The organism is Pseudomonas sp. LS.1a (assembly GCF_022533585.1).
In the GTDB taxonomy this organism is placed as follows: Bacteria; Pseudomonadota; Gammaproteobacteria; order Pseudomonadales; family Pseudomonadaceae; genus Aquipseudomonas.
Genome location: NZ_CP092827.1, coordinates 862,469 through 881,543, shown reverse-complemented (window position 1 = coordinate 881,543; position 19,075 = coordinate 862,469). Strand labels below are relative to the sequence as shown.

Below are 19,075 nucleotides of genomic sequence, written 5' to 3'. Positions count from 1 at the left end.
CTCCTTGCAGGGTGTCTCGCCCGAAGGGGCTGAAGATCGTCAAACTCATGACGCCAAATACTGGTCACATTATCGGTAAAAATCCGCATCGCTGCCAGCATCGTTTCACAGGCTGGCTAGTGACCCGGGTTTACCCCGGTTGCTCACACCGGCCGACCAAAGGTCATCGCCAAGGCGGCTGTACACGCTGGCCCCCTGCCCTATAATCGCGGGCATCTAGCTTGTGGAGCCGACCATGCCGAACCTACGCCTTGCCGACCTGACCGCTGAAATCGAAGCCAACGTGCGCCGCGCGCTGTTGGAGGACATCGGCAGTGGCGATATCACTGCGCAGCTGATCCCGGCCGAGCGCCTGGCCAAGGCGACCATCATCACCCGCGAAGACTGCGTGATCGCCGGCACCGCCTGGGTCGATGCCGTGTTCCGCCAACTCGACCCGCGCGTGGCCGTGCACTGGCAGGTGGCCGATGGCGAGCGCGCCACGGCCAACCAGCCGCTGTTTCATCTGGAGGGCCCCGCGCGTTCGCTGCTCAGTGGTGAGCGCAGTGCGCTGAACTTCCTGCAGATGCTGTCAGGTGTGGCCACCCGTGCGCGCTTCCTGGCCGACCTGGTGGAAGGCACCCAGGTGCGCCTGCTGGACACCCGCAAGACCCTGCCGGGCCTGCGCCTGGCGCAGAAGTATGCTGTGACTTGCGGCGGTTGCGACAACCACCGCATCGGCCTGTACGACGCCTTCCTGATCAAGGAAAACCACATCGCCGCAAGCGGCGGCGTGGCCGAGGCCGTGGCGGCGGCGCACCGCATTGCGCCGGGCAAGCCGGTGGAAATCGAAGTGGAAAGCCTGGATGAGCTGCGCCAGGCACTGGCTGCTGGTGCCGACATCATCATGCTCGACGAACTGAACCTGGAAGAGATGCGCGAAGCAGTGCGCATTACCGCGGGCAAGGCCAAGCTGGAAGCCAGTGGCGGGGTCAACGAGACAACCTTGCGAGTGATTGCCGAGACTGGGGTGGACTACATCTCGATTGGTGCGATGACCAAGGATGTGAAGGCGGTGGACCTGTCGATGCGCTTGAGCCTGTGAGCTGATTGCGGACACAAAAAAACCGGCCATCGAGCCGGTTTTTTTGTGGGGTGGCTTATGGCCCTATCGCCGGCAAGCCAGCTCCCACAGGTACTGCACATGACTTGAAGTCGATGCGGTCGAGGTGGGAGCCGGCTTGCCGGCGAAAGGGCCCCGAAGCAGCCCCCGGCTGGCAATCAGAACGAGGCGTTGGCCAGCCCGTCCAGGTAACGCTCCACATCCAATGCCGCCATGCAGCCGGCACCGGCCGAGGTAATGGCCTGGCGGTAAACGTGGTCAGCCACGTCACCGGCGGCGAACACGCCCTCGACGTTGGTGGCGGTGGCATTGCCCTCACGGCCGCCGTTGACCACCAGGTAGCCGTCCTTGAGGGTCAGCTGGCCTTCGAACAGCGAGGTGTTAGGGGTGTGGCCAATGGCGATGAACACGCCGTCAACCTTGATTTCGTCGCTGCTGCCGTCGTTGTTCTTCAGGCGCGCACCGGTCACACCCATGTTGTCACCCAGCACTTCGTCCAGGGTGGCGTTGAGCTTGAGCTCGATCTTGCCTTCGGCCACACGGGCGTGCAGCTTGTCGACCAGGATCTTCTCGGCGCGGAAGGTATCGCGACGGTGCACCAGGGTCACCTTGCTGGCGATGTTGGCCAGGTACAGCGCCTCTTCCACGGCAGTGTTGCCGCCGCCAACCACGGCAACCGGCTTGTTGCGGTAGAAGAAACCGTCGCAGGTAGCGCAGGCCGAAACGCCCTTGCCCATGAAGGTTTCTTCCGACGGCAGGCCCAGGTAGCGGGCGCTGGCGCCAGTGGCGATGATCAGCGCGTCGCAGGTGTACTTGCCGCTGTCACCCTGCAGGGTGAACGGCTTGTTGGCCAGGTCGACGGCGTTGATGTGGTCGAAGACGATTTCGGTTTCGAAACGCTCGGCGTGCTCCTGCATGCGCTGCATCAGGGCCGGGCCGGTCAGGCCGTGGGGGTCGCCCGGCCAGTTGTCGACTTCGGTGGTGGTGGTCAGCTGGCCGCCGGCCTGCATGCCGGTGATCAGCAGCGGCTTGAGATTGGCACGGGCGGCATACACCGCGGCGCTGTAACCGGCAGGGCCGGAACCGAGAATGATGACGCGCGAATGACGTACTTCAGACATGTCGAACTCCTGTCGAGCGGGCCGCAGGGGCCGGCTTCGGTATACCGGCTGCGCCAGCTGGAAAATTAAAAAGGACCCACGCAGCACTTGGGGAAGGCTACAACGCGCAGGCCCATAAAGCGGAAAGTTGAGCGCACTGTAGCGAGGTCGCAAAGATTAAGGAAATATCCTTCGACAATCCACCTCATAGCCATCGTCTATTCAGCGAATTCATCGATAGCCAAGCCCTGCTGCTTTTGTTACAGCCCGTTTCCCGCCCGCTGCCCGCCTTTCGTCGGCGCAGCAAACTCGGTAAGGTCAGCGCGTTTTCCTTCTCTGCGGAGTCTCTCGATGCAAGCCCCTGTACTCTCTGGCCCCCAATACCTGCGCGAAGGCCTGAAACTGGTGCTGAGCCCCAATCTGCGGTTGTTCGTGCTGCTGCCGCTGGCGGTCAACCTGCTGCTGTTTGGCGGCCTGATCTACTTCGCCGGCCACCAGTTCAGCCTGTGGGTGGACGCCCTGATGCCAAGCTTGCCGAGCTGGCTGAGCTTTCTCACCTACATCCTCTGGCCGCTGTTCGTCGCCCTGGTGGTGCTGATGGTGTTCTTCACCTTCACCCTGGTGGCCAACATCATTGCCGCGCCGTTCAATGGCTTTCTGGCGGAAAAGGTCGAGGTGGTGGTGCGTGGCCAGGACAACTTCCCGGCGTTCAGCTGGGGCGAACTGGTGGCCATGGTGCCACGTACATTCGGCCGTGAAATGCGCAAGCTGGGCTACTTCCTGCCGCGGGCCATCGGCCTGTTCATCCTGTCGCTGATCCCGGTGGTCAACGTGGTGGCGGCGCCGCTATGGCTGATCTTCGGGGTGTGGATGATGGCTATCCAGTACATCGACTACCCGGCGGACAACAACAAGATGAGCTGGCAGGACATGCTGGCCTGGCTGCGGCAGAAGCGCTGGCAGTCGTTGGGGTTTGGTGGCATCACCTACCTGGCTCTGATGATTCCGCTGGTGAACGTGCTGATGATGCCGGCGGCGGTGGCCGGGGCTACGTTGTTCTGGGTGCGGGAGCGTAACTGAGGGAGCGAGGGGCTGCAGGCCAGCCCCTTTCCGCAGATTGCGTTTCTAGAAGTCAGAGAAGCTGTAGGGTTCTAGAGTAGAAATCTGAGAAAGCAATATCAAATGTTCCACTGCCTTAACCTTTTCGATATTAGCAAGTTCACTTGGCCCACCGAACGCCAAGGCCGGAACAAAACCATACATTTCATCGTGCTTTAGCATGCCTAATTTTCTCTTTGCTGGCTCGAATAGGTCGCCGAAATCATTGGATTCCTTCTCCATGCCCAGGAAAAAACCTTGCACTTCCCTATCGATATCAGCTGTCGCTAATTCATGGTCATTGCCAGAATAACGTGACGCGTAGGCTATGATGTCCAATGAAAACCCGGAATTTTCACCCCATAGATAGAGATCACCAAAGGCACCGCGAGCGACTAGATGATACGTATCACGCCCCTCTAATGCAGTACCTTCAATGAATGAAGCGACCACCCCCTCGTAATCCTGTGGGTTGACAGTCCAGAATATCCCGTCGCCGTATCCACACCATCCGTGCTCAGCCCAATATTCCAATAATTTTTCCGGCAATTTTCCACTATAACGCTGTATGCTCGAAGGCGGAACCTCTTGCCGGAATACAGGATTACCCATTTCCTCTATAAAAATTGAAAAGAATTCATCCATATTAAAAACCTCTAACTATTAGCATTTATGCAACCTGACATTCAAAAGGCTTGATGCACCACCCGACCTGGATAGCTCTTCAGCAGCTTGCTTTAATCCTCCCACTCTATTTTTCCACTGCGGACCTATAGTAGAGTTGACTTGTCTGTCGCCGAAGTCAGAAATAGCGTCCCTACCACCCGCGCTCAAATCTGGATTATGCAATGCCGCAAGCGATGACATGGTTTCCTTTGCTTGCCTCACTGAAAGTTTTTTAGCTTCAATAGGGCTCATACTTTTCATCAAATTTTTCTGAGTTCTATCTTTCAATTTATCATACAGTTTCTTCCTTGCTTTCCTGGCAATGTTCGGATCCCGCTTGACTGGATGAGTAAGATTTTCAAGAAACTCTTCAACCGTAAGCCGGTTTAGCCCATCCTGCTGTCCCTTCAACTGCCGTTCAAACTCGCCATGCTTGGATACTGGCAATTTGTCTGCCTTGAAACACGCCACCGTATGCAACGGCATGCTACCGGGCTTCCCCGTCGAGGGCTCCTTGTCTTTTCCCGCCGGCCGATTCGGCTGCACCGGTTGCGGCTCATTCGCTGCCCCCTTGCGCCGCTCCGGCACCTGCAGGTCCGGTCGTTTCTTCAGCCCCTCTTCATGCTTGAGCATCCATTGCCCCAGCCGCACACCTTTGCGGCTGGCCGCCATCTCCTGCGCCAGCATCCGGGCATCGCCGCGCCCGCGGGTGAGGTACGAGACGATCGCCCCCAACAGCAGCACCACCACTTCCACATGGCCCATGGCGATGTGGTGGGCAGCCCTGGAAATCGCATGCAGATCGTCCCGCCCGAACGGGTCATCACTTTCGTCCCGCGTGCCCTCCCAGGCTATGCGAATGCCATCGAGGTAGTACTCGCCGATGCGGGGCAGGCCTTCGATAAAGAACTCGGCAATGGAGGCAAGTCCCAGTACGCCAAGTATCCAGCCGCTGACCTTGAGGCCCATCGCCGCGCCAGCGCCGGCCAAGGGAATGGCCCCTGCACCTGCGCCAAATGCCCCGATGCCAGCGCCAATGGCGCCGCCGGTGAGGGTGCTGCCGACGACGATCATCGCCATCTCCCTCACGACCTTGAGCAGTTCGTTGAGGATGCTGGCGATTTCCAGGTCGGCAAAGCGTTGGTGCAGGATACTGCCGGCCTGCCACTCGGCCTGGTTGAAGGCCGACTGGACAGCCCTGACCCGACGCAGGTTGAGGGCCAGTGAGGCGGCCGGTTCATTGAGGTAGGTACGAAATTGGGCGCGTCCCTGATAGCCCATTTCATCGGTAATGCGTGATTCGATCTCGAACCACGAGGGCACGAGGTAATCCAGGTACATGAGGTGTCTCCCTGACAGCGTGTGCAGGGGGAAATCCCGTCATGGATTCGGATCGGAGGTTTCTGAGTCAGTTGTAGGAAAATGCGACTTCGTTTACTGCAGGTTCAGCGAAGTTGAGCTGTTCAGCCGACATCATGGACAGGGCTGGGGTTCTTTGTCGTTCCTGAGATCGAGCCCCACCCGGGCGAGGGCTCGATTCCATAGGCGCTACAAACCCCAGGCCATATCAAAGACTCAACCGGCTGGAAAACTGCCCCACCACATCCACCACCCGCTTTGCCCCGTCCTGGATCTCGACAATCACGCTCCCGGTCTCGTCCGCCAGTGCCAGCCCCTGCTCGGCCTGGCGCTTGCTGGTGTCGATGATCGCCACTGCCGCCTGGGCCAGTTGCTCGTTCTGCTGCACCACCCGGGCGATTTCCTCGGTGGCGGTGCTGGTGCGCGAGGCCAGCTGGCGCACTTCATCGGCAACCACGGCAAACCCCCGCCCCTGCTCGCCGGCGCGGGCCGCTTCGATGGCCGCGTTCAGCGCCAGCAAGTTGGTCTGCCCGGCAATGTCGCTGATGGTCTTGATGATCGAGCCGATCACCCGCGACTGGGTATCCAGCGCCTGGATGCCCTCTGCCGCCTCTTGCATCGAAGCTTCCAGCCCGCGCATCACGCTGACGCTCTGGGTGACCACATCGGTGGCCTTGCGGGCGCTGGCATCGGTACCCAGCGAGGTGTTGTAGGCGACATCCGCCGCCTCGGCCACCGCCTGCTCCTGGTTGACCTGCTCGGTGATGACAGTGGCGAACTTGACCACCTTGTACAGCACGTCATGGGCATCGAAGATGGGGTTGTACGAAGCTTCCAGCCAGACCACCCGGCCATGGGCATCGATACGCTTGAAGCGCTCGGCAACGTACTCGCCACGGCGCAGCTTGTCCCAGAACGCCTGATAGCCGGCCGAATTTGCCTCCTCCGGCTCGCAGAAAATGCGGTGATGCTTGCCACGAATCTGTTCCAGGCGGTAACCGACGGTGGTCAGGAATCGATCGTTGGCGGTTAGGATGTTGCCGTCGAGGTCGAATTCGATCACGGCGGTGGAGCGCATCAGGGCCTTGATCAGGCTTTCGTGCTCGCGGGATGTCTCGATGGTGCGGGTAAGATCGCTGGAGTGCAGCGTGAAATACTTGATGCGCCCCTCGCTGTTCTTGACCGGCTGCAGGATCGACCGTAACCAGGCTTCCTGGCCATTGCCGCGCAGCAGGCGGAATGCACCGTTCAGGTGTTCACCGCGGCTGATGGCGCCCTTCATGCGCTGGTAGAAATCCAGCGTCTTCACATGGGCAGGGACGATGTCCTCGATGTTGCGTCCAAGCAATTGTTCGGCACGGTAGAGCATCTCGCTCTCGAAGTTGCCGTTGACCATCTCGATCCGTCCCTGAGGGTCGAGTTGCAGTACCAGCATCTCGCTGTCGAGGCTACTCTTGACCTGTTCGATGGACATCAGGTCTTCGCGTAGCTGCCGGATTTCTTGCTTGAGCTTGTTGTTGAACATCACCGCTCTCCTGGAGCGCATCAGGTAGTCGAATGCATCTGCATCGGCTGTCGGTGCCCCCTCTTGAGCGGCCTGCAAGGAAAAATTCACAAAGCGAAAAGCGTCGGCAATCAGGCGTCATCAGTACGTCACATGGCAGTCACATTGGCGCAACCCAGCAGGCGGAAACTTTTTTTCATGAACACACCCGCCCTACGCATTACCTTGGTCAGCGAAACCTTCCCACCCGAGATCAACGGCGTGGCCAATACCCTTGGCCGCCTCAGCGAAGGGTTGCGCCAACGCGGCCATGAGATCGAAGTGGTGCGCCCGCGCCAGGCCGGTGAAGCCCCGCTGCACAACGACCCGAACCTGATGCTGTGCCGTGGCTGGCCCCTGCCTGGTTACCCGGGGTTGCAGTGGGGCGAGGTGTCGATGCACAAGCTGTTGCGCCGCTGGCGCCGGCAGCGCCCGGATGTGCTGTACATCGCCACCGAGGGGCCGCTGGGGCTCAGCGCACTGCGCGCGGCCCGGCGCCTGGGGGTGGCTGTGGTCAGTGGTTTCCATACCAACTTCCCGCAGTACTCCGGCCAATACGGGCTGGGCCTGCTGACGCGCCTGCTCACCCACTACCTGCGCTGGTTCCATCGGCGCACGGCGATCACCCTGGTGCCCAGCCTCAGCCAGCGCCAGGAGCTTGAGCGCCGCGGCTTCGAACGCCTGGAACTGCTGGCCCGGGGGGTCGATGCCTGCCTGTTCAACCCGGCCCGGCGCAGCCCCGCATTACGGGAAAGCTGGGGGCTTGGCCCGGATGACATCGCCGTCCTGCATGTGGGGCGGCTGGCGGCAGAGAAGAACCTGGGCTTGCTGCGCCCAAGCCTGGAGGCCCTGCAGAAAACTTATCCACACAAACGCCTGCGCCTGATCATGGTAGGTGACGGCCCGCAGCGTGCCGCCCTGGAACAGCAGGTACCGGATGCCGTGTTCTGCGGTGCCCAGCGTGGCGAGGTGCTGGCCGAACACTATGCCAGCGGTGACCTGTTCCTGTTTCCGAGCCTGACCGAAACCTTTGGCAATGTGGTGCTCGAAGCCATGGCCTCGGGCCTGGCGGTGGTCGCGTATGACGAGGCGGCCGCTGCGCAGCATATTCGCCATGGCCATAGCGGTGCACTGGCCATGCCGGGGGATCAGGCAGCGTTCATCGACTCTGCCTGCTGGCTGCTGGAAGAAGAAGAGACGTTACGCCGGGTGCGCCTGAATGCGCGGCGGCATGCCAGCCGCCAGGGCTGGCCGGCGATTGTCGAGCAGTTTGAGGGGTATCTGTATAGCGCTTGTCGACATCCCGGGGGGGCGGCTGAGCGTTCGACGCAATATGTGCAGCGCCTGTAAGACCGAGCGCCGCCCGCGCGGCGCTTCGCGGGACAAGCCCGCTCCCACATTTGTTGCAACGTGGCCATGTCTGTTAGGCCATGGTTGTCAGCCTTAGTTGGCCTGACTCAATTTCTCGGCTGGCGCTACCGCCACCTCACCAGTCTCAAGACATGCACCAAGACAGGCAACCATGGCTTGACAGGTTCGGCACGTTGCAACAAATGTGGAAGCGGGCTTGTCCCGCGAAGCGCCGCGCGGGCGGCGCTCGATTTCACAGGCGCTGCACATATTGCGACAATCACCTGGCAGCCTTGATACGTCCCCAGCTACTCAGCCCAACGCCTTCTCGATAGCCTGCACCACCGCCGGATCATCCGGCGCCGTGCGCGGCGAGAAACGCGCCAGCACCCGCCCGTCCTTGCCGACCAGAAACTTCTCGAAGTTCCAGGTAATGTCACCCGGAAACTCTGCCCCCTCGCCCGCCAGCAGGCGGTACAGCGAGTGACGCCCCGGCCCGTTGACCTCCAGCTTGGCACCCAGCGGGAAGCTCACCCCGTAGTTGAGGCTGCAGAACTCCCGGATTTCCTTTTCGCTGCCCGGCTCCTGGCCGGCAAACTGGTTGCACGGCAGGCCAAGCACGTTGAAGCCCTTGTCCTTGTAAACCTGGTAGAGGTTTTCCAGGGCCTTGTATTGCGGCGTGAGCCCACACTTGGAGGCAACGTTGACCACCAGCACCACTTGGCCCTTGAACGGTGCGAGGGGCAGCTCCCCGCCGTTCAACGCGTCCAGTTTCAGGTCGTGAAATGCACTCATGATGAATCCCCTCTCAGGTTCCCGGTTGCCGCGCAGGCGAAATCCGCCCACTAAAAAGGCGCTCGTCCAAACCGTCCACCTCCCGTAGGAAGGCAAATCGGCTTGCCCGAGCGCCTGGCGACTTTCTGAGCTTAGCGCAGAAAATCAGTGGTGATGGCCACCTTCACCGTGGATGTGGCGGTGAGCGATTTCTTCGTCGCTGGCGTCACGCACGTTGACTACCTTGACCTGGAAGGTCAGGCGCTGACCGGCCAGCGGGTGGTTGCCGTCAACAGTCACGTCGTCGCCGTCGATGTCGCGGATGGTGACGATCTGCATCTGGCCATCCGGTGCCGAAGCGTGGAACTGCATGCCCACTTCCAGCTCGTCGACGCCTTCGAACAGGCTGCGGTTCAGGGTGCTGACCAGCTCGGCCAGGTATTCGCCGTAGGCATCTTCCGGCTCGATGGAAACGTTCAGCTCGTCACCGGCCTGCTTGCCTTCCAGGGCTTTTTCCAGGCCCGGGATGATGTTGCCGGCACCGTGCAGGTAAACCAGCGGTGCACCGCCAGCGGAGCTGTCGATGGTCTCCCCGGCGTCGTTGGTCAGGGTATAGTCGATGGAGACAGCCTTGTTGGCGGCGATCAGCATGGGGCAAGACCTTTTGCAAAAGTATGTAGAGCGGACAAGTGTAACCAAGCCATCGCCCGAATGCGAACGCACCGCGGACGAGCAACGGCCCATCAGTCGGATCACCGGCTTCCACCAGGACGAAGAGGGCCACTGGGTGGCCGAACTGTCCTGCGGCCACACCCAGCACCTGCGCCACCAGCCGCCGTGGCAGGCACGCCCCTGGGTGCTCGACCCGGCCCGGCGCGCGCAGCGCATCGGCCAGCCTTTCGCTTGCGGCTGGTGCGCACAGGGGGCCGATAGCGCTACCCTTGGCCGTTAATTTCTTGCACCGCTTATTTCGAGAAGCACGCATGCAGACATTTTTCATTGCGCCGACCGACTTCGGTGTCGGCCTGACCTCCATCAGCCTGGGCCTGGTGCGCACCCTGGAGCGCGCCGGCCTGAAGGTCGGTTTCTTCAAGCCGATCGCCCAGCCCCACCCGGGTGACACCGGCCCCGAGCGCTCCACCGAGCTGGTCGCCCGCACCCACGGCATCAAGCCCCCCGTGCCGCTGAGCCTGGCCCACGTCGAGCGCATGCTTGGCGATGGCCAGCTGGACGAGTTGCTCGAAGAAATCATCCGTCTTTACCAGCAAGCCTGCATCGGTAACGACGTGGTGGTGGTCGAGGGCATGGTGCCTACGCGCCATGCCAGCTACGCCGCGCGGGTCAACCTGCACCTGGCCAAGAGCCTGGATGCCGAGGTGATCCTGGTGTCGGCACCGGAAAACGAAGTGCTCAGTGAACTGTCCGGGCGGGTCGAACTGCAGGCCCAGCTGTTCGGCGGCCCACGCGACCCGAAGGTGCTCGGGGTCATCCTCAACAAAGTGCGCACCGACGAAAGCATGGCGGACTTTTCCACCCGCCTGCGCGAGCACTCGCCACTGCTGCGCGGCAACGACTTCCGCCTGCTCGGCTGCATCCCCTACCAGCCCGAACTGAACGCCCCGCGCACCCGCGACGTGGCCGACCTGCTCGGTGCCCAGGTGCTCAATGCCGGTGACTACGAGCAGCGGCGCATGAGCAAGATCATCATCTGCGCGCGCACCGTGGCCAACACGGTGCCACTGCTCACCTCGGGCACGCTGGTGGTGACCCCGGGCGACCGCGACGACATCATCCTCGCCGTCAGCCTCGCAGCGATCAACGGCGTCCCACTGGCCGGCCTGCTGCTGACCAGCGACAGCAAACCTGACGCACGCATCCTTGGTCTGTGCCGTGGTGCCCTGCAGGCCGGCCTGCCGATCCTGTCGGTCAGTACCGGCTCGTACGACACCGCCAACCAGCTCAATTCGCTGAACCGCGAAATCCCGGTGGACGACCGCGAGCGCGCCGAATTCATCACCGACTTCGTCGCCAGCCACCTCGACGCCGCCTGGCTGCACCAGCGTTGCGGCACCCCACGCGAACTGCGCCTGTCGCCGGCAGTGTTCCGCTACCAGCTGATCCAGCGGGCACAGCAGGCCAACAAGCGCATCGTCCTGCCGGAAGGTGCCGAGCCGCTGCTGGTGCAGGCTGCGGCCATCTGCCAGGCCCGCGGCATTGCCCGCTGCGTGCTACTGGCCAAGCCCGAGGATGTCGACGCCGTGGCCCGCGCCCAAGGCATCACCTTGCCGCCGGGCCTGGAGATTCTCGACCCCGAGCTGATTCGCGGGCGCTATGTGGAGCCGATGGTCGAGCTGCGCAAGAGCAAGAACCTCAATGCGCCAATGGCCGAGCAGCAACTGGAAGACCCGGTGGTGATCGGCACCATGATGCTGGCCCTGGACGAAGTGGACGGCCTGGTCTCGGGCCTGGTGCACTCCACTGCCAACACCATCCGCCCGGCCCTGCAGCTGATCAAGACCGCACCGGGCTCAAGCCTGGTGTCGTCGGTGTTCTTCATGCTGTTCCCCGAGCAGGTGCTGGTGTACGGCGACTGCGTGATGAACCCGCACCCGAGCGCTGCCGAACTGGCCGAGATCGCCCGGCAGAGTGCCGAATCTGCGCAGGCCTTCGGCATCGCGCCGCGGGTGGCGATGATCAGTTACTCAAGCGATTCGGCCAGCGATGAAGAGGTCGGGAAAGTGCGTGAAGCAACCCGCCTGGCACAGGGTGCGGCGCAGGAGCTGCTGATCGACGGGCCACTGCAGTATGACGCGGCGGCCAACCCGGCGATTGCACGAGAACTGGCGCCGAACAGCCCGGTGGCCGGGCGTGCAACGGTGTTCGTGTTCCCGGACCTGAATACCGGCAACACGACCCACAAGGCGGTGCAGCGCAGCACCGACGGGGTCAGCCTGGGGCCGATGCTGCAAGGGTTGCGCAAGCCGGTGAACGACTTGCCGCGCGGGGCGCAGGTTGACGATATCGTGCATACCATTGCCCTGACGGCGATTCAGGCGAGCGTGGCGGGCTAAAAACAGGGGCTGCCTTGCAGCCCCAGTGGGAGCGGGTTAACCCGCGAAGAATGCGACGCGGTGTTTGGCACCGGCTACGCCGGTGTTCGCGGGTGAACCCGCTCCCACAGGGTCACTCTGATCGATCAGGGATACTGCTGAACCTGACCTTGCTGGTCATACTGCTGCCCCGGGATCGGCTTCAGGTTCACTTCCACACGACGGTTCTGCGCGCGGCCATTGGCGTCAGCGTTGCTGGCGATCGGCTGATCCGGGCCCATGCCACGTACCGAGATACGCGAGGCATCCACACCCTGCGAGGTCAGGTAGGTGCTGACCGCCTGCGCACGGCGCTGGGACAGGTCCATGTTGTGCTGGCGGCTGCCAGTGCTGTCGGTGAAGCCAACCACTTCGATGGTGTTCTGGTTGAACTGCTTGAACGAGCCGGCCAGGTTGTTCAGCGGCGAGTAGAAGCTTGGCGCGATGTTGGCCGAATCGGTGGCGAAGGTGATGTTGCCCGGCATGATCAGCTTGATCTGGTCACCCTGGCGCTGCACTTCCACACCAGTGTTGGCCATCTGTGCGCGCAGCTCGGCTTCCTGCTTGTCGGCGTAGTAGCCATAACCGGCTGCAGCGGCACCTACGGCGGCGGCGCCGATCAGTGCACCCTTGCCACGGTTGTTGTGGTCGATGGCGGCACCGGCGATAGCACCGGCCAGCGCGCCCAGGCCGCCGTACTTGGCGGTCTTGCTCATCCCCGTGGAGCCCTGCGCCTGGCCCTGGCTGTCATAAGGGTTCTGGCCGGCACAGCCGGTCATCAGGGCAGCGGCGGTTGCGACGATAATCAGACGACGCATGGTGAACATGGACAAGCTCCTACTGAATTCATGAATGCGGCAGATCATAACGGGATCTATGCCAGCCTTGGATTGCATCGGCAACGAAAAATTCCATGAAAGTGCCTTCATGTGCCATCAGGCACGCACGAAGGGGTTTTCGCGCATTTCGTCGCCCAGGCGGGTATCGGGCCCGTGGCCGGTCACCACGATGGCCTCCTCGTCCAGCCGGTACAGCCGCTCCTTGATGGAACGTACGATAGCCCGCTGGTCGCCGCCCCACAGATCGGTACGGCCAATGCCACGGCGGAACAGGGTATCGCCGGCGATCAGCAGCTTCGCATCGGCAAACCAGAAGCTCATCGAGCCCGGCGTGTGGCCTGGCGTATGCAGGGCCACGCCACAGCCGCAGGCCAGCTCCTCGTCATCCCCCAGCCAACGGTCTGGCGCAGGTACCGGGGTGTACGGCACGCCGAACATCTGGCATTGCATTTCCAGGTTGTCCCATAGCGCCTGGTCATCCTTGTGCAAGTGCAGCGTAGCGCCGGTCAGTTCCTTGAGCTTGCCCGAGGCGAGGAAGTGATCGAAATGCGCGTGGGTGTGGATGATGCTCACCAGCGTCAGGCCGTGGGCCTGCAGGCGTGCAAGGATCTTGTCCGGGTCACCCCCCGGGTCGACGACGATGGCCTTCCTGGTCAGCGGGTCGCCGATCAGGGTGCAGTTGCATTGCAGAGGGCCTACGGGGAAGGTTTCGCGGATGAGCGCAGGCGGGGCTTGGGTCATGGTGTTCTCGATGGCAAAGCTGGAGTTCTGCTGAGAGCCTGACAGGAAATTGGGGTGGGTGCACGAGGTTCATGTCTTGAGATGTGTGGCGCCTTTGAGATCGAGCGCCGCCCGCGCGGCGCTCGATCTCAAAGGCACCACACATCCTAAGGCAAGAACAACCTGAACAACCCTCCCCCAAGCGCCCCGCCATTGGAGATCTCGATCCGCCCGCGTACCCCGCCGCTTTCATGCAGTGCCGCGATCCGCGCCGCAAAATACAGGCCCAGGCCGGTACTGCCGCTGGTCGAGTCGATACCCTGGATGAATTCCTCCTGGCGTTCGAGCATGCGCTGTGGATAACCCGGGCCGTCATCGTTGACGCAGATGGCCAGCTGGTTGTCTGCCTCTTCGATGGTGATCAGCAAGGCATGCGCGGCAAAGCGGGTGGCGTTGGTGATCACGTTGGCGATTACCGAGGCCACCAGCTCGCGGTCGAAGAAGCCCAGTGGGTTGTCGGTATCGATGCGCCAGGTAGCAAGGATATCCTTGTGCTTGAGCACTTCCTCGTGCGCGGCCAGCTGGGCTTCGATGAAGTCGTCCAGTTCGTGGTAGTCCGGGCACACCGGCAGCTGGTTCACGCCCAGTTTGTACAACCCCAGCAACTGCACCAGCATGCCGTTGAGGTGGCGAAACTCATGCTCCATCACCCCCTGCTCGGCACCACCGCGCAGCTCCTCGGGCAAGCGCTGCACCCACTGGTTGTGGGACTGGATCAGCGCCGACAGGGAATTCTTCAGGTCGTGCACGGTGGAGGCGATCACCGTGGAAAAATCCAGCCCCTGATTGTCTTGATTCATGCGCCGAACACTCGGATGTGCAGTTTGCGGTAGCGGTCGTAGCGGTTGTCGCTGGCGGGGATGCCGGCCACGCTGCTCAGGGCGTCGCGACACTCCTGCATGATCGCCGGCTGAGGGCTGTCACCGCCGATGCGCAGCAGCGCCTGGGCAGTATTGAGGGCGATGCTGATGTTCTTCGGTTGCAAACCCAGCGCTTTGCGGAACAGTTGCAACGCCTCGCCGAGCTGCCCGCCCTGGTAACTGCGCACCCCCTGGCGATTGAGCGTGACCGCTTCGGTGATGGCGTTGAGCACGCTGGGGTCGTCCGTCAGCTTGCCGACCCTCTCCATGACCTTGGGGTCATCGCCATAACTTTCCACACAGCTCTTCAGCACGCCGATGGCGGCGGCTTCCTGCCCCATGGCCTGCAGCTGCGCGGCAACGGTCAGGGCCGAATCGACCGAGAAGAACTGGTTCATCTTGTCCAGGCGCTGGATCGCCTGTTCGGTCAGCTTGGCAGCCGTTTCAGGGTCGCCGGCCTGCTGCAGGCTGGCGGCCTTCATCATGCGGGCACGCACCTGCAGCCCCTGGTCCTCGGGGTTGTCCTTGGCCACTTCGCTGAGCGTACTGTTGATCTCGACCCGGGTGCGCGCATCCAGGCCAAAGCCGGCATTCTTGCTCATCAGCGCCTGCACCAGGCCCAGGTTGTTCTCGGGGTCCTTGTAGCGTGAGCTCTGGCCCTGGTTTACCGCATGGCGGAACGCCTTCGAGGCACTCTCGAAGTCTTCGTTTTCCAACGCCAGCTTGCCCAACGTTGACTGCCGACGCACCGACAATGGCGACAGGCGCACGGCTTCCTCAAGCATGTTCTGCGCACGCCTGGTTTCGCCTTGGGCCACCAGCACCTCGGCCATGCCATCGTACAGGCCTGGCATGATCGGGAAGGCCTTCAGCGCCTGCTCGTACACACCCTGAGCCTGGGCATTCTGGCCACGCTTGTGCATCAGGCTGCCCAACGCCGAATACACCCACGGCTGCGGGCGGCTGGCCAGGATGGCCTTGAGGAACTTCTCCAGCTCCTCGAAACGGTTGAGGTTGCGCAAGGCATCGGCCCGATAGCGCAGGCACAGCGGGGCCAGGCGCGGGTCACGCTTGCACAGCTCGGCGCAGGCCGCCAGCACTTCGGCCGGGCGATTGCGGTCCAGGGCCTGCAGGATCGGCTTGAGCAGGGTCTTGCGCTGGTACAGCTTCTCGACGCGCTGGGCCAGGCCAACCCGGTTGAACGGTTTGGTCAGGTAGGCATCAGGCTCGTGCTCGATGGCGCTCAGGACAATGGCCTGGCTGCTCTCGGCCGTGACCATGATGAATATGCACTCATGGCTGATGTGCTTGTCGAGAATCAGGTCTTCGAGCACCTGCTGGCCGTTCTTCTTGCCGTCGCCCAGGTGGAAGTCCTGCAGGATGACGTCATAGCGCTTTTGCGCGCACATGCGCAGCGCCTGCTCGCCGCTGTCGGCGGTGTCCACGTCACGCACGCCCAGCTCGCGCAGCATGGAACGGGTCGACGTGCGAAAGTCGGTAAAGTCGTCGACGATCAGAAAGCTCTTTTGCCCGTACTGCAGCATCAACACGACCTGCCTTGGAATAATTGAAAAATCGCGCGAGGCGATGCCACCGATCGCTGTATCGGCAGCTGGTCGGGAAAGATGAGGGTAGAGCATTGGCGGCCACGAACCATGGCCTCGGGCCATTACTTTAGCGGGCAATGCCCTGCAGGGCCAGAATCATGCCAGCAACCCCAGGGATTTGGCCTTGGCCACCGCCTGGGTACGCCGCTCCACACCCAGCTTGCTGTTGATATGGCTGGCGTGGGTTTTCACCGTGTGCAGGGAAATGAACAACCGCTCGCTGATCTGCTGGTTGGAACAACCCTGGGCAATCAACTCGAGCACGGCCAGCTCGCGGCCACTCAGGGCCTCGCCGGTGCTGGCGCTTGGCATTTGCGGCAAGCGCTTGAGCAGTTCGGCCTGTACCGGGCAAGCGGCAACTGCCTGCAACTGTTCAAGAAGCCACTGCGGGTGTTGCTCCAGCAAAGGCTGAAAGGGTTGCAGCACGCCGCCATGGGCTGCTTCCAGCAACCTTGGCAACAACTGGGCGGCCTGCCCTTCCCGGCCTTCGCCCAGCAACAAGCCAAGCCACTGGCACAGGGCACTGACGCAGAGCATCATGCCGCCACTGGCCTGGCCGCGCTCGACCAGGCCGGCCAGGCGTTGCGCCGCGTCGTCGCTGCGCGACTGGATACGCTCGAGCAATGCCTGCTGCAAGGCGATGTGCAACGGCAGCAACGGGTGGAACTCCGGGGCCGCCGCGGGTTGCTCGCCACCATAGGTCTGGCCCAGGCGCAGCAGCCAGGACTCGGCCAGGTCAATGCGCCCCTGGGCCAGCCACAACTCGCATTTGACCAGGGTGATCATGGCCAGGTAGTAGACCGGCGGCACATCCCAGATGTGCATCAACCGCTCGGCCTCGGCCAGTTCGGCAAAGGCTTCGGCAAAGTGCCCTTCCCGGCCATCGAGCGTAGCGATCACGCAGTGGCCGATGAGCACGCTGATGTCGCGGCAGGCCCGCGCCTCGCCCAGCCCCGCACGCAAACGGGCACGGCCCTGGGCCGGCTGCAGGCGCGAGACCAGCAGGTAGCCTTCGTAAAGCGTCAGACGGGCGCGCACGGCATACAGGCGCTGTGCCGACAGCCCTTGCAGTCGCTGCAGCCCCTGGCGCACTTCGTCCAGCGCGCGCAACACCTCGCCACGGGCATGCAGCACCCGCGCCCGGTCGTAATGGGCCAGGGCCTCGAACAATGGGTTGCCGACACGCTGGGCCAGTTCCAGGGCCTCGCGGTTCCAGCCACGGGCCCGCCAGAAATCGCCATCGGCAATCGCCAGGTTGGACAGCGTCGACAGGCATACCAGGCGTTGGCCATAACGCTTGCTCGGCAGGCTCTGCAGCGCTTCGCTGCAATAGGCCAGGGTACGCTCGCGGTCGCCACGGCCACGGGCGATCACACCACTCAGCGCCAGCCACTGGGCCAGCATGGACTTTTGCGCGGTTGCCGAAGGTGCGGGCAGGAAGCGGCTGAGGTAACCCGCCAGCTCCTCGGCCGCATCCAGCTGGCACGCCAGGCCCAATGCCCAGCTGTACAGAACGATCAGCCGTGGCGTGCTGATGAGCAGGCTGTCGGGCAGGTCCATCTTCCAGCGCAGCAACATGCCGACGTTCTGTTCAGCCAGCAGTTGTTCCTCGGACAGGCTCTGTACCAGGCCGGCGGCGACATCCAGATGCCCGGCACGCAGCGCCTGCTCCACCGCTTCGTCCAGCAAGCCTTGGCTTTCGAACCAGCGGCAGGCGCGCAACTGCAGGCCGGCCAGCGGCTCGCTGGCCTGGCGGCTGCGCAGCAGGTCGGAGAACAGGTGGTGATAGCGGAACCAGTGGCCATGCTCGTCCAGCGGCACCAGGAACACCTGGTGCGCCTGCAGGAAACGCAGGATCGCGGCACTGTCATGGCGGCCGCGTATGGCATCGCACAACGGGGCACAGAACCGTTCCTGGCAGGCCGTGTCGTACAGGAAGGCCTGCACGTCGGCGGGCAGCATGTCGATGACTTCTTCCAGCAGATAATCGCGGATCAGCCCCTCACCGCCATGCAAGGCCTGGGGCAAGGCATGCTCGTCAGCGGACTCGCTGGCCGCCAGTTGCCAGAAACGCAACCCGGCCACCCAACCGTCACTGCGCTGGATCAGATTGTCCAGGGCCTGGCCACGCAGGCCGGTGGGCTGGCGACCGATCACCGCCAGCGACTCCTCGGCGGTCAGGCGCAAGTCCTGCTCGTTGAGTTCGACCAGTTGCCGCGACAGGCGCAGGCGCGCCAGGTGCCAGTCCGGGCGCTGGCGGCTGGTGACCAGCAGCACCAGCCCGGGGGGCAGGTGATTGAGGAAGAACTGCAGGCAACGGTCGAGCACTGGCCCCTGGGCCAGGTGATAGTCGTCCAGCACCAGCAACAAGGGCGTATCGGCTTGCAGGTACAGCGCCAGCTCGTCGAGCAGACCGTCGAGCCATTCCTCGAAGGCGAACGGCTGGTGGCGCTGGCGCATTTTCAGCAGGCCCATGGCCTGGCCGCCCAGCGCCGGGCAGTACTGCTGCAGGCCTTCGAGCAGGCGTTCGAGGAAGCGGCCCGGGTCGGCATCCCGTTGGCTCAGGCCCAGCCACAGGCTACGCCAGTGCTCGGGCAGCGCTTCGCAAAATTCGATGGCCAGGGAGCTCTTGCCGAAACCCGCCGGGGCATTGACCAACAACAGCCGCCCGCCGAGGCCGGCCTGCAGCCGCTGGCACAGGCGCAGGCGCGGCACATGGCCGTCCGGCAAGGGCGGCCGGAAGAAACGCCCGTCCAGCAGGCCCAGGGCCTGGCTGGTGAATCCATGCGTACGGGACAGATCTGTCATGGCCGGCTCGTTCTGGTTGGAAGACTACGGCGGTATGGATGCTTGCGAGACTAGCGGGTAACGCTGCGCATTTGAAGATGATGGGCGCAATTGGCCTGGA

General features: G+C 62.8%; 16 protein-coding genes and 1 pseudogene. 5 read left to right on the top strand and 12 right to left on the bottom strand.

The features are described from left to right. Positions 1 to 235: 235 nt before the first annotated feature. Positions 236 to 1,084 (top strand): carboxylating nicotinate-nucleotide diphosphorylase, encoded by an 849-nt coding sequence (gene nadC / locus MKK04_RS04050; protein WP_025337721.1) that lies wholly within the window; start codon positions 236 to 238, stop codon positions 1,082 to 1,084. Between the two features lie 176 nt (positions 1,085 to 1,260). Here nadC and trxB read toward each other — a convergent pair whose 3' ends face one another. Then, complete coding sequence (gene trxB, locus MKK04_RS04045) at positions 1,261 to 2,223, bottom strand: thioredoxin-disulfide reductase (protein ID WP_025337720.1); 963 nt, start codon at positions 2,221 to 2,223, stop codon at positions 1,261 to 1,263. A gap of 330 nt (positions 2,224 to 2,553) precedes the next feature. Between trxB and cysZ the strand changes: the two genes are divergently transcribed. Continuing rightward, positions 2,554 to 3,282 (top strand): sulfate transporter CysZ, encoded by a 729-nt coding sequence (gene cysZ, locus MKK04_RS04040; RefSeq protein WP_025337719.1) that lies wholly within the window; start codon positions 2,554 to 2,556, stop codon positions 3,280 to 3,282. Between the two features lie 45 nt (positions 3,283 to 3,327). Here the strand turns inward: cysZ and MKK04_RS04035 are convergent, their stop codons facing one another. The 4 genes and pseudogenes from MKK04_RS04035 to MKK04_RS26580 form a co-directional block, all read right to left on the bottom strand. Then, complete coding sequence (locus tag MKK04_RS04035) at positions 3,328 to 3,945, bottom strand: GAD-like domain-containing protein (RefSeq protein ID WP_039613812.1); 618 nt, start codon at positions 3,943 to 3,945, stop codon at positions 3,328 to 3,330. A gap of 18 nt (positions 3,946 to 3,963) precedes the next feature. Further along, positions 3,964 to 5,307 (bottom strand): DUF6861 domain-containing protein, encoded by a 1,344-nt coding sequence (locus MKK04_RS04030; RefSeq protein ID WP_207832477.1) that lies wholly within the window; start codon positions 5,305 to 5,307, stop codon positions 3,964 to 3,966. 226 nt (positions 5,308 to 5,533) lie between these two features. After that, the gene (locus MKK04_RS26585; RefSeq protein WP_416775377.1) at positions 5,534 to 5,944 is read right to left on the bottom strand and encodes a methyl-accepting chemotaxis protein; all 411 of its coding nucleotides are present in this window, start codon (positions 5,942 to 5,944) and stop codon (positions 5,534 to 5,536) included. A gap of 129 nt (positions 5,945 to 6,073) precedes the next feature. Then, positions 6,074 to 6,760 (bottom strand): annotated as a pseudogene (locus MKK04_RS26580) (PAS domain-containing protein); the annotation flags it as partial. 267 nt (positions 6,761 to 7,027) lie between these two features. On the opposite strand from MKK04_RS26580, the gene MKK04_RS04020 reads away from it, so the two are divergent. After that, on the top strand, positions 7,028 to 8,218 hold the full coding sequence (locus MKK04_RS04020; RefSeq protein ID WP_233687296.1) for a glycosyltransferase family 4 protein: 1,191 nt from the start codon (positions 7,028 to 7,030) through the stop codon (positions 8,216 to 8,218). Between the two features lie 312 nt (positions 8,219 to 8,530). Here MKK04_RS04020 and MKK04_RS04015 read toward each other — a convergent pair whose 3' ends face one another. Both MKK04_RS04015 and MKK04_RS04010 read right to left on the bottom strand, forming a co-directional pair. Further along, complete coding sequence (locus tag MKK04_RS04015; RefSeq protein ID WP_207832471.1) at positions 8,531 to 9,013, bottom strand: glutathione peroxidase; 483 nt, start codon at positions 9,011 to 9,013, stop codon at positions 8,531 to 8,533. A gap of 144 nt (positions 9,014 to 9,157) precedes the next feature. Next, on the bottom strand, positions 9,158 to 9,643 hold the full coding sequence (locus MKK04_RS04010; RefSeq protein WP_003259610.1) for an FKBP-type peptidyl-prolyl cis-trans isomerase: 486 nt from the start codon (positions 9,641 to 9,643) through the stop codon (positions 9,158 to 9,160). On the opposite strand from MKK04_RS04010, the gene MKK04_RS04005 reads away from it, so the two are divergent. Next, entirely contained in the window at positions 9,642 to 9,944 is a 303-nt protein-coding gene (locus MKK04_RS04005; RefSeq protein ID WP_233687297.1) for a DUF3565 domain-containing protein, read from the top strand. The genes MKK04_RS04010 and MKK04_RS04005 overlap by 2 nt on opposite strands. Positions 9,945 to 9,975: 31 nt before the next feature. Then, positions 9,976 to 12,063 (top strand): phosphate acetyltransferase, encoded by a 2,088-nt coding sequence (gene pta, locus MKK04_RS04000; protein ID WP_207832467.1) that lies wholly within the window; start codon positions 9,976 to 9,978, stop codon positions 12,061 to 12,063. 125 nt (positions 12,064 to 12,188) lie between these two features. On the opposite strand, the gene MKK04_RS03995 is transcribed toward pta, so the two are convergent. From MKK04_RS03995 to MKK04_RS03975, 5 genes are all read right to left on the bottom strand, one after another. Next, positions 12,189 to 12,908 (bottom strand): OmpA family protein, encoded by a 720-nt coding sequence (locus MKK04_RS03995; protein WP_087503383.1) that lies wholly within the window; start codon positions 12,906 to 12,908, stop codon positions 12,189 to 12,191. 108 nt (positions 12,909 to 13,016) lie between these two features. Beyond that, complete coding sequence (locus MKK04_RS03990; protein WP_063911253.1) at positions 13,017 to 13,661, bottom strand: MBL fold metallo-hydrolase; 645 nt, start codon at positions 13,659 to 13,661, stop codon at positions 13,017 to 13,019. Between the two features lie 146 nt (positions 13,662 to 13,807). Further along, entirely contained in the window at positions 13,808 to 14,500 is a 693-nt protein-coding gene (locus tag MKK04_RS03985; RefSeq protein ID WP_063911252.1) for a sensor histidine kinase, read from the bottom strand. Further along, complete coding sequence (locus MKK04_RS03980) at positions 14,497 to 16,104, bottom strand: response regulator (protein ID WP_207832464.1); 1,608 nt, start codon at positions 16,102 to 16,104, stop codon at positions 14,497 to 14,499. Before MKK04_RS03980 ends, MKK04_RS03985 begins: the two co-directional genes overlap by 4 nt. 159 nt (positions 16,105 to 16,263) lie before the next feature. Continuing rightward, entirely contained in the window at positions 16,264 to 18,975 is a 2,712-nt protein-coding gene (locus tag MKK04_RS03975; RefSeq protein ID WP_233687298.1) for a LuxR C-terminal-related transcriptional regulator, read from the bottom strand. Positions 18,976 to 19,075: the final 100 nt, after the last annotated feature.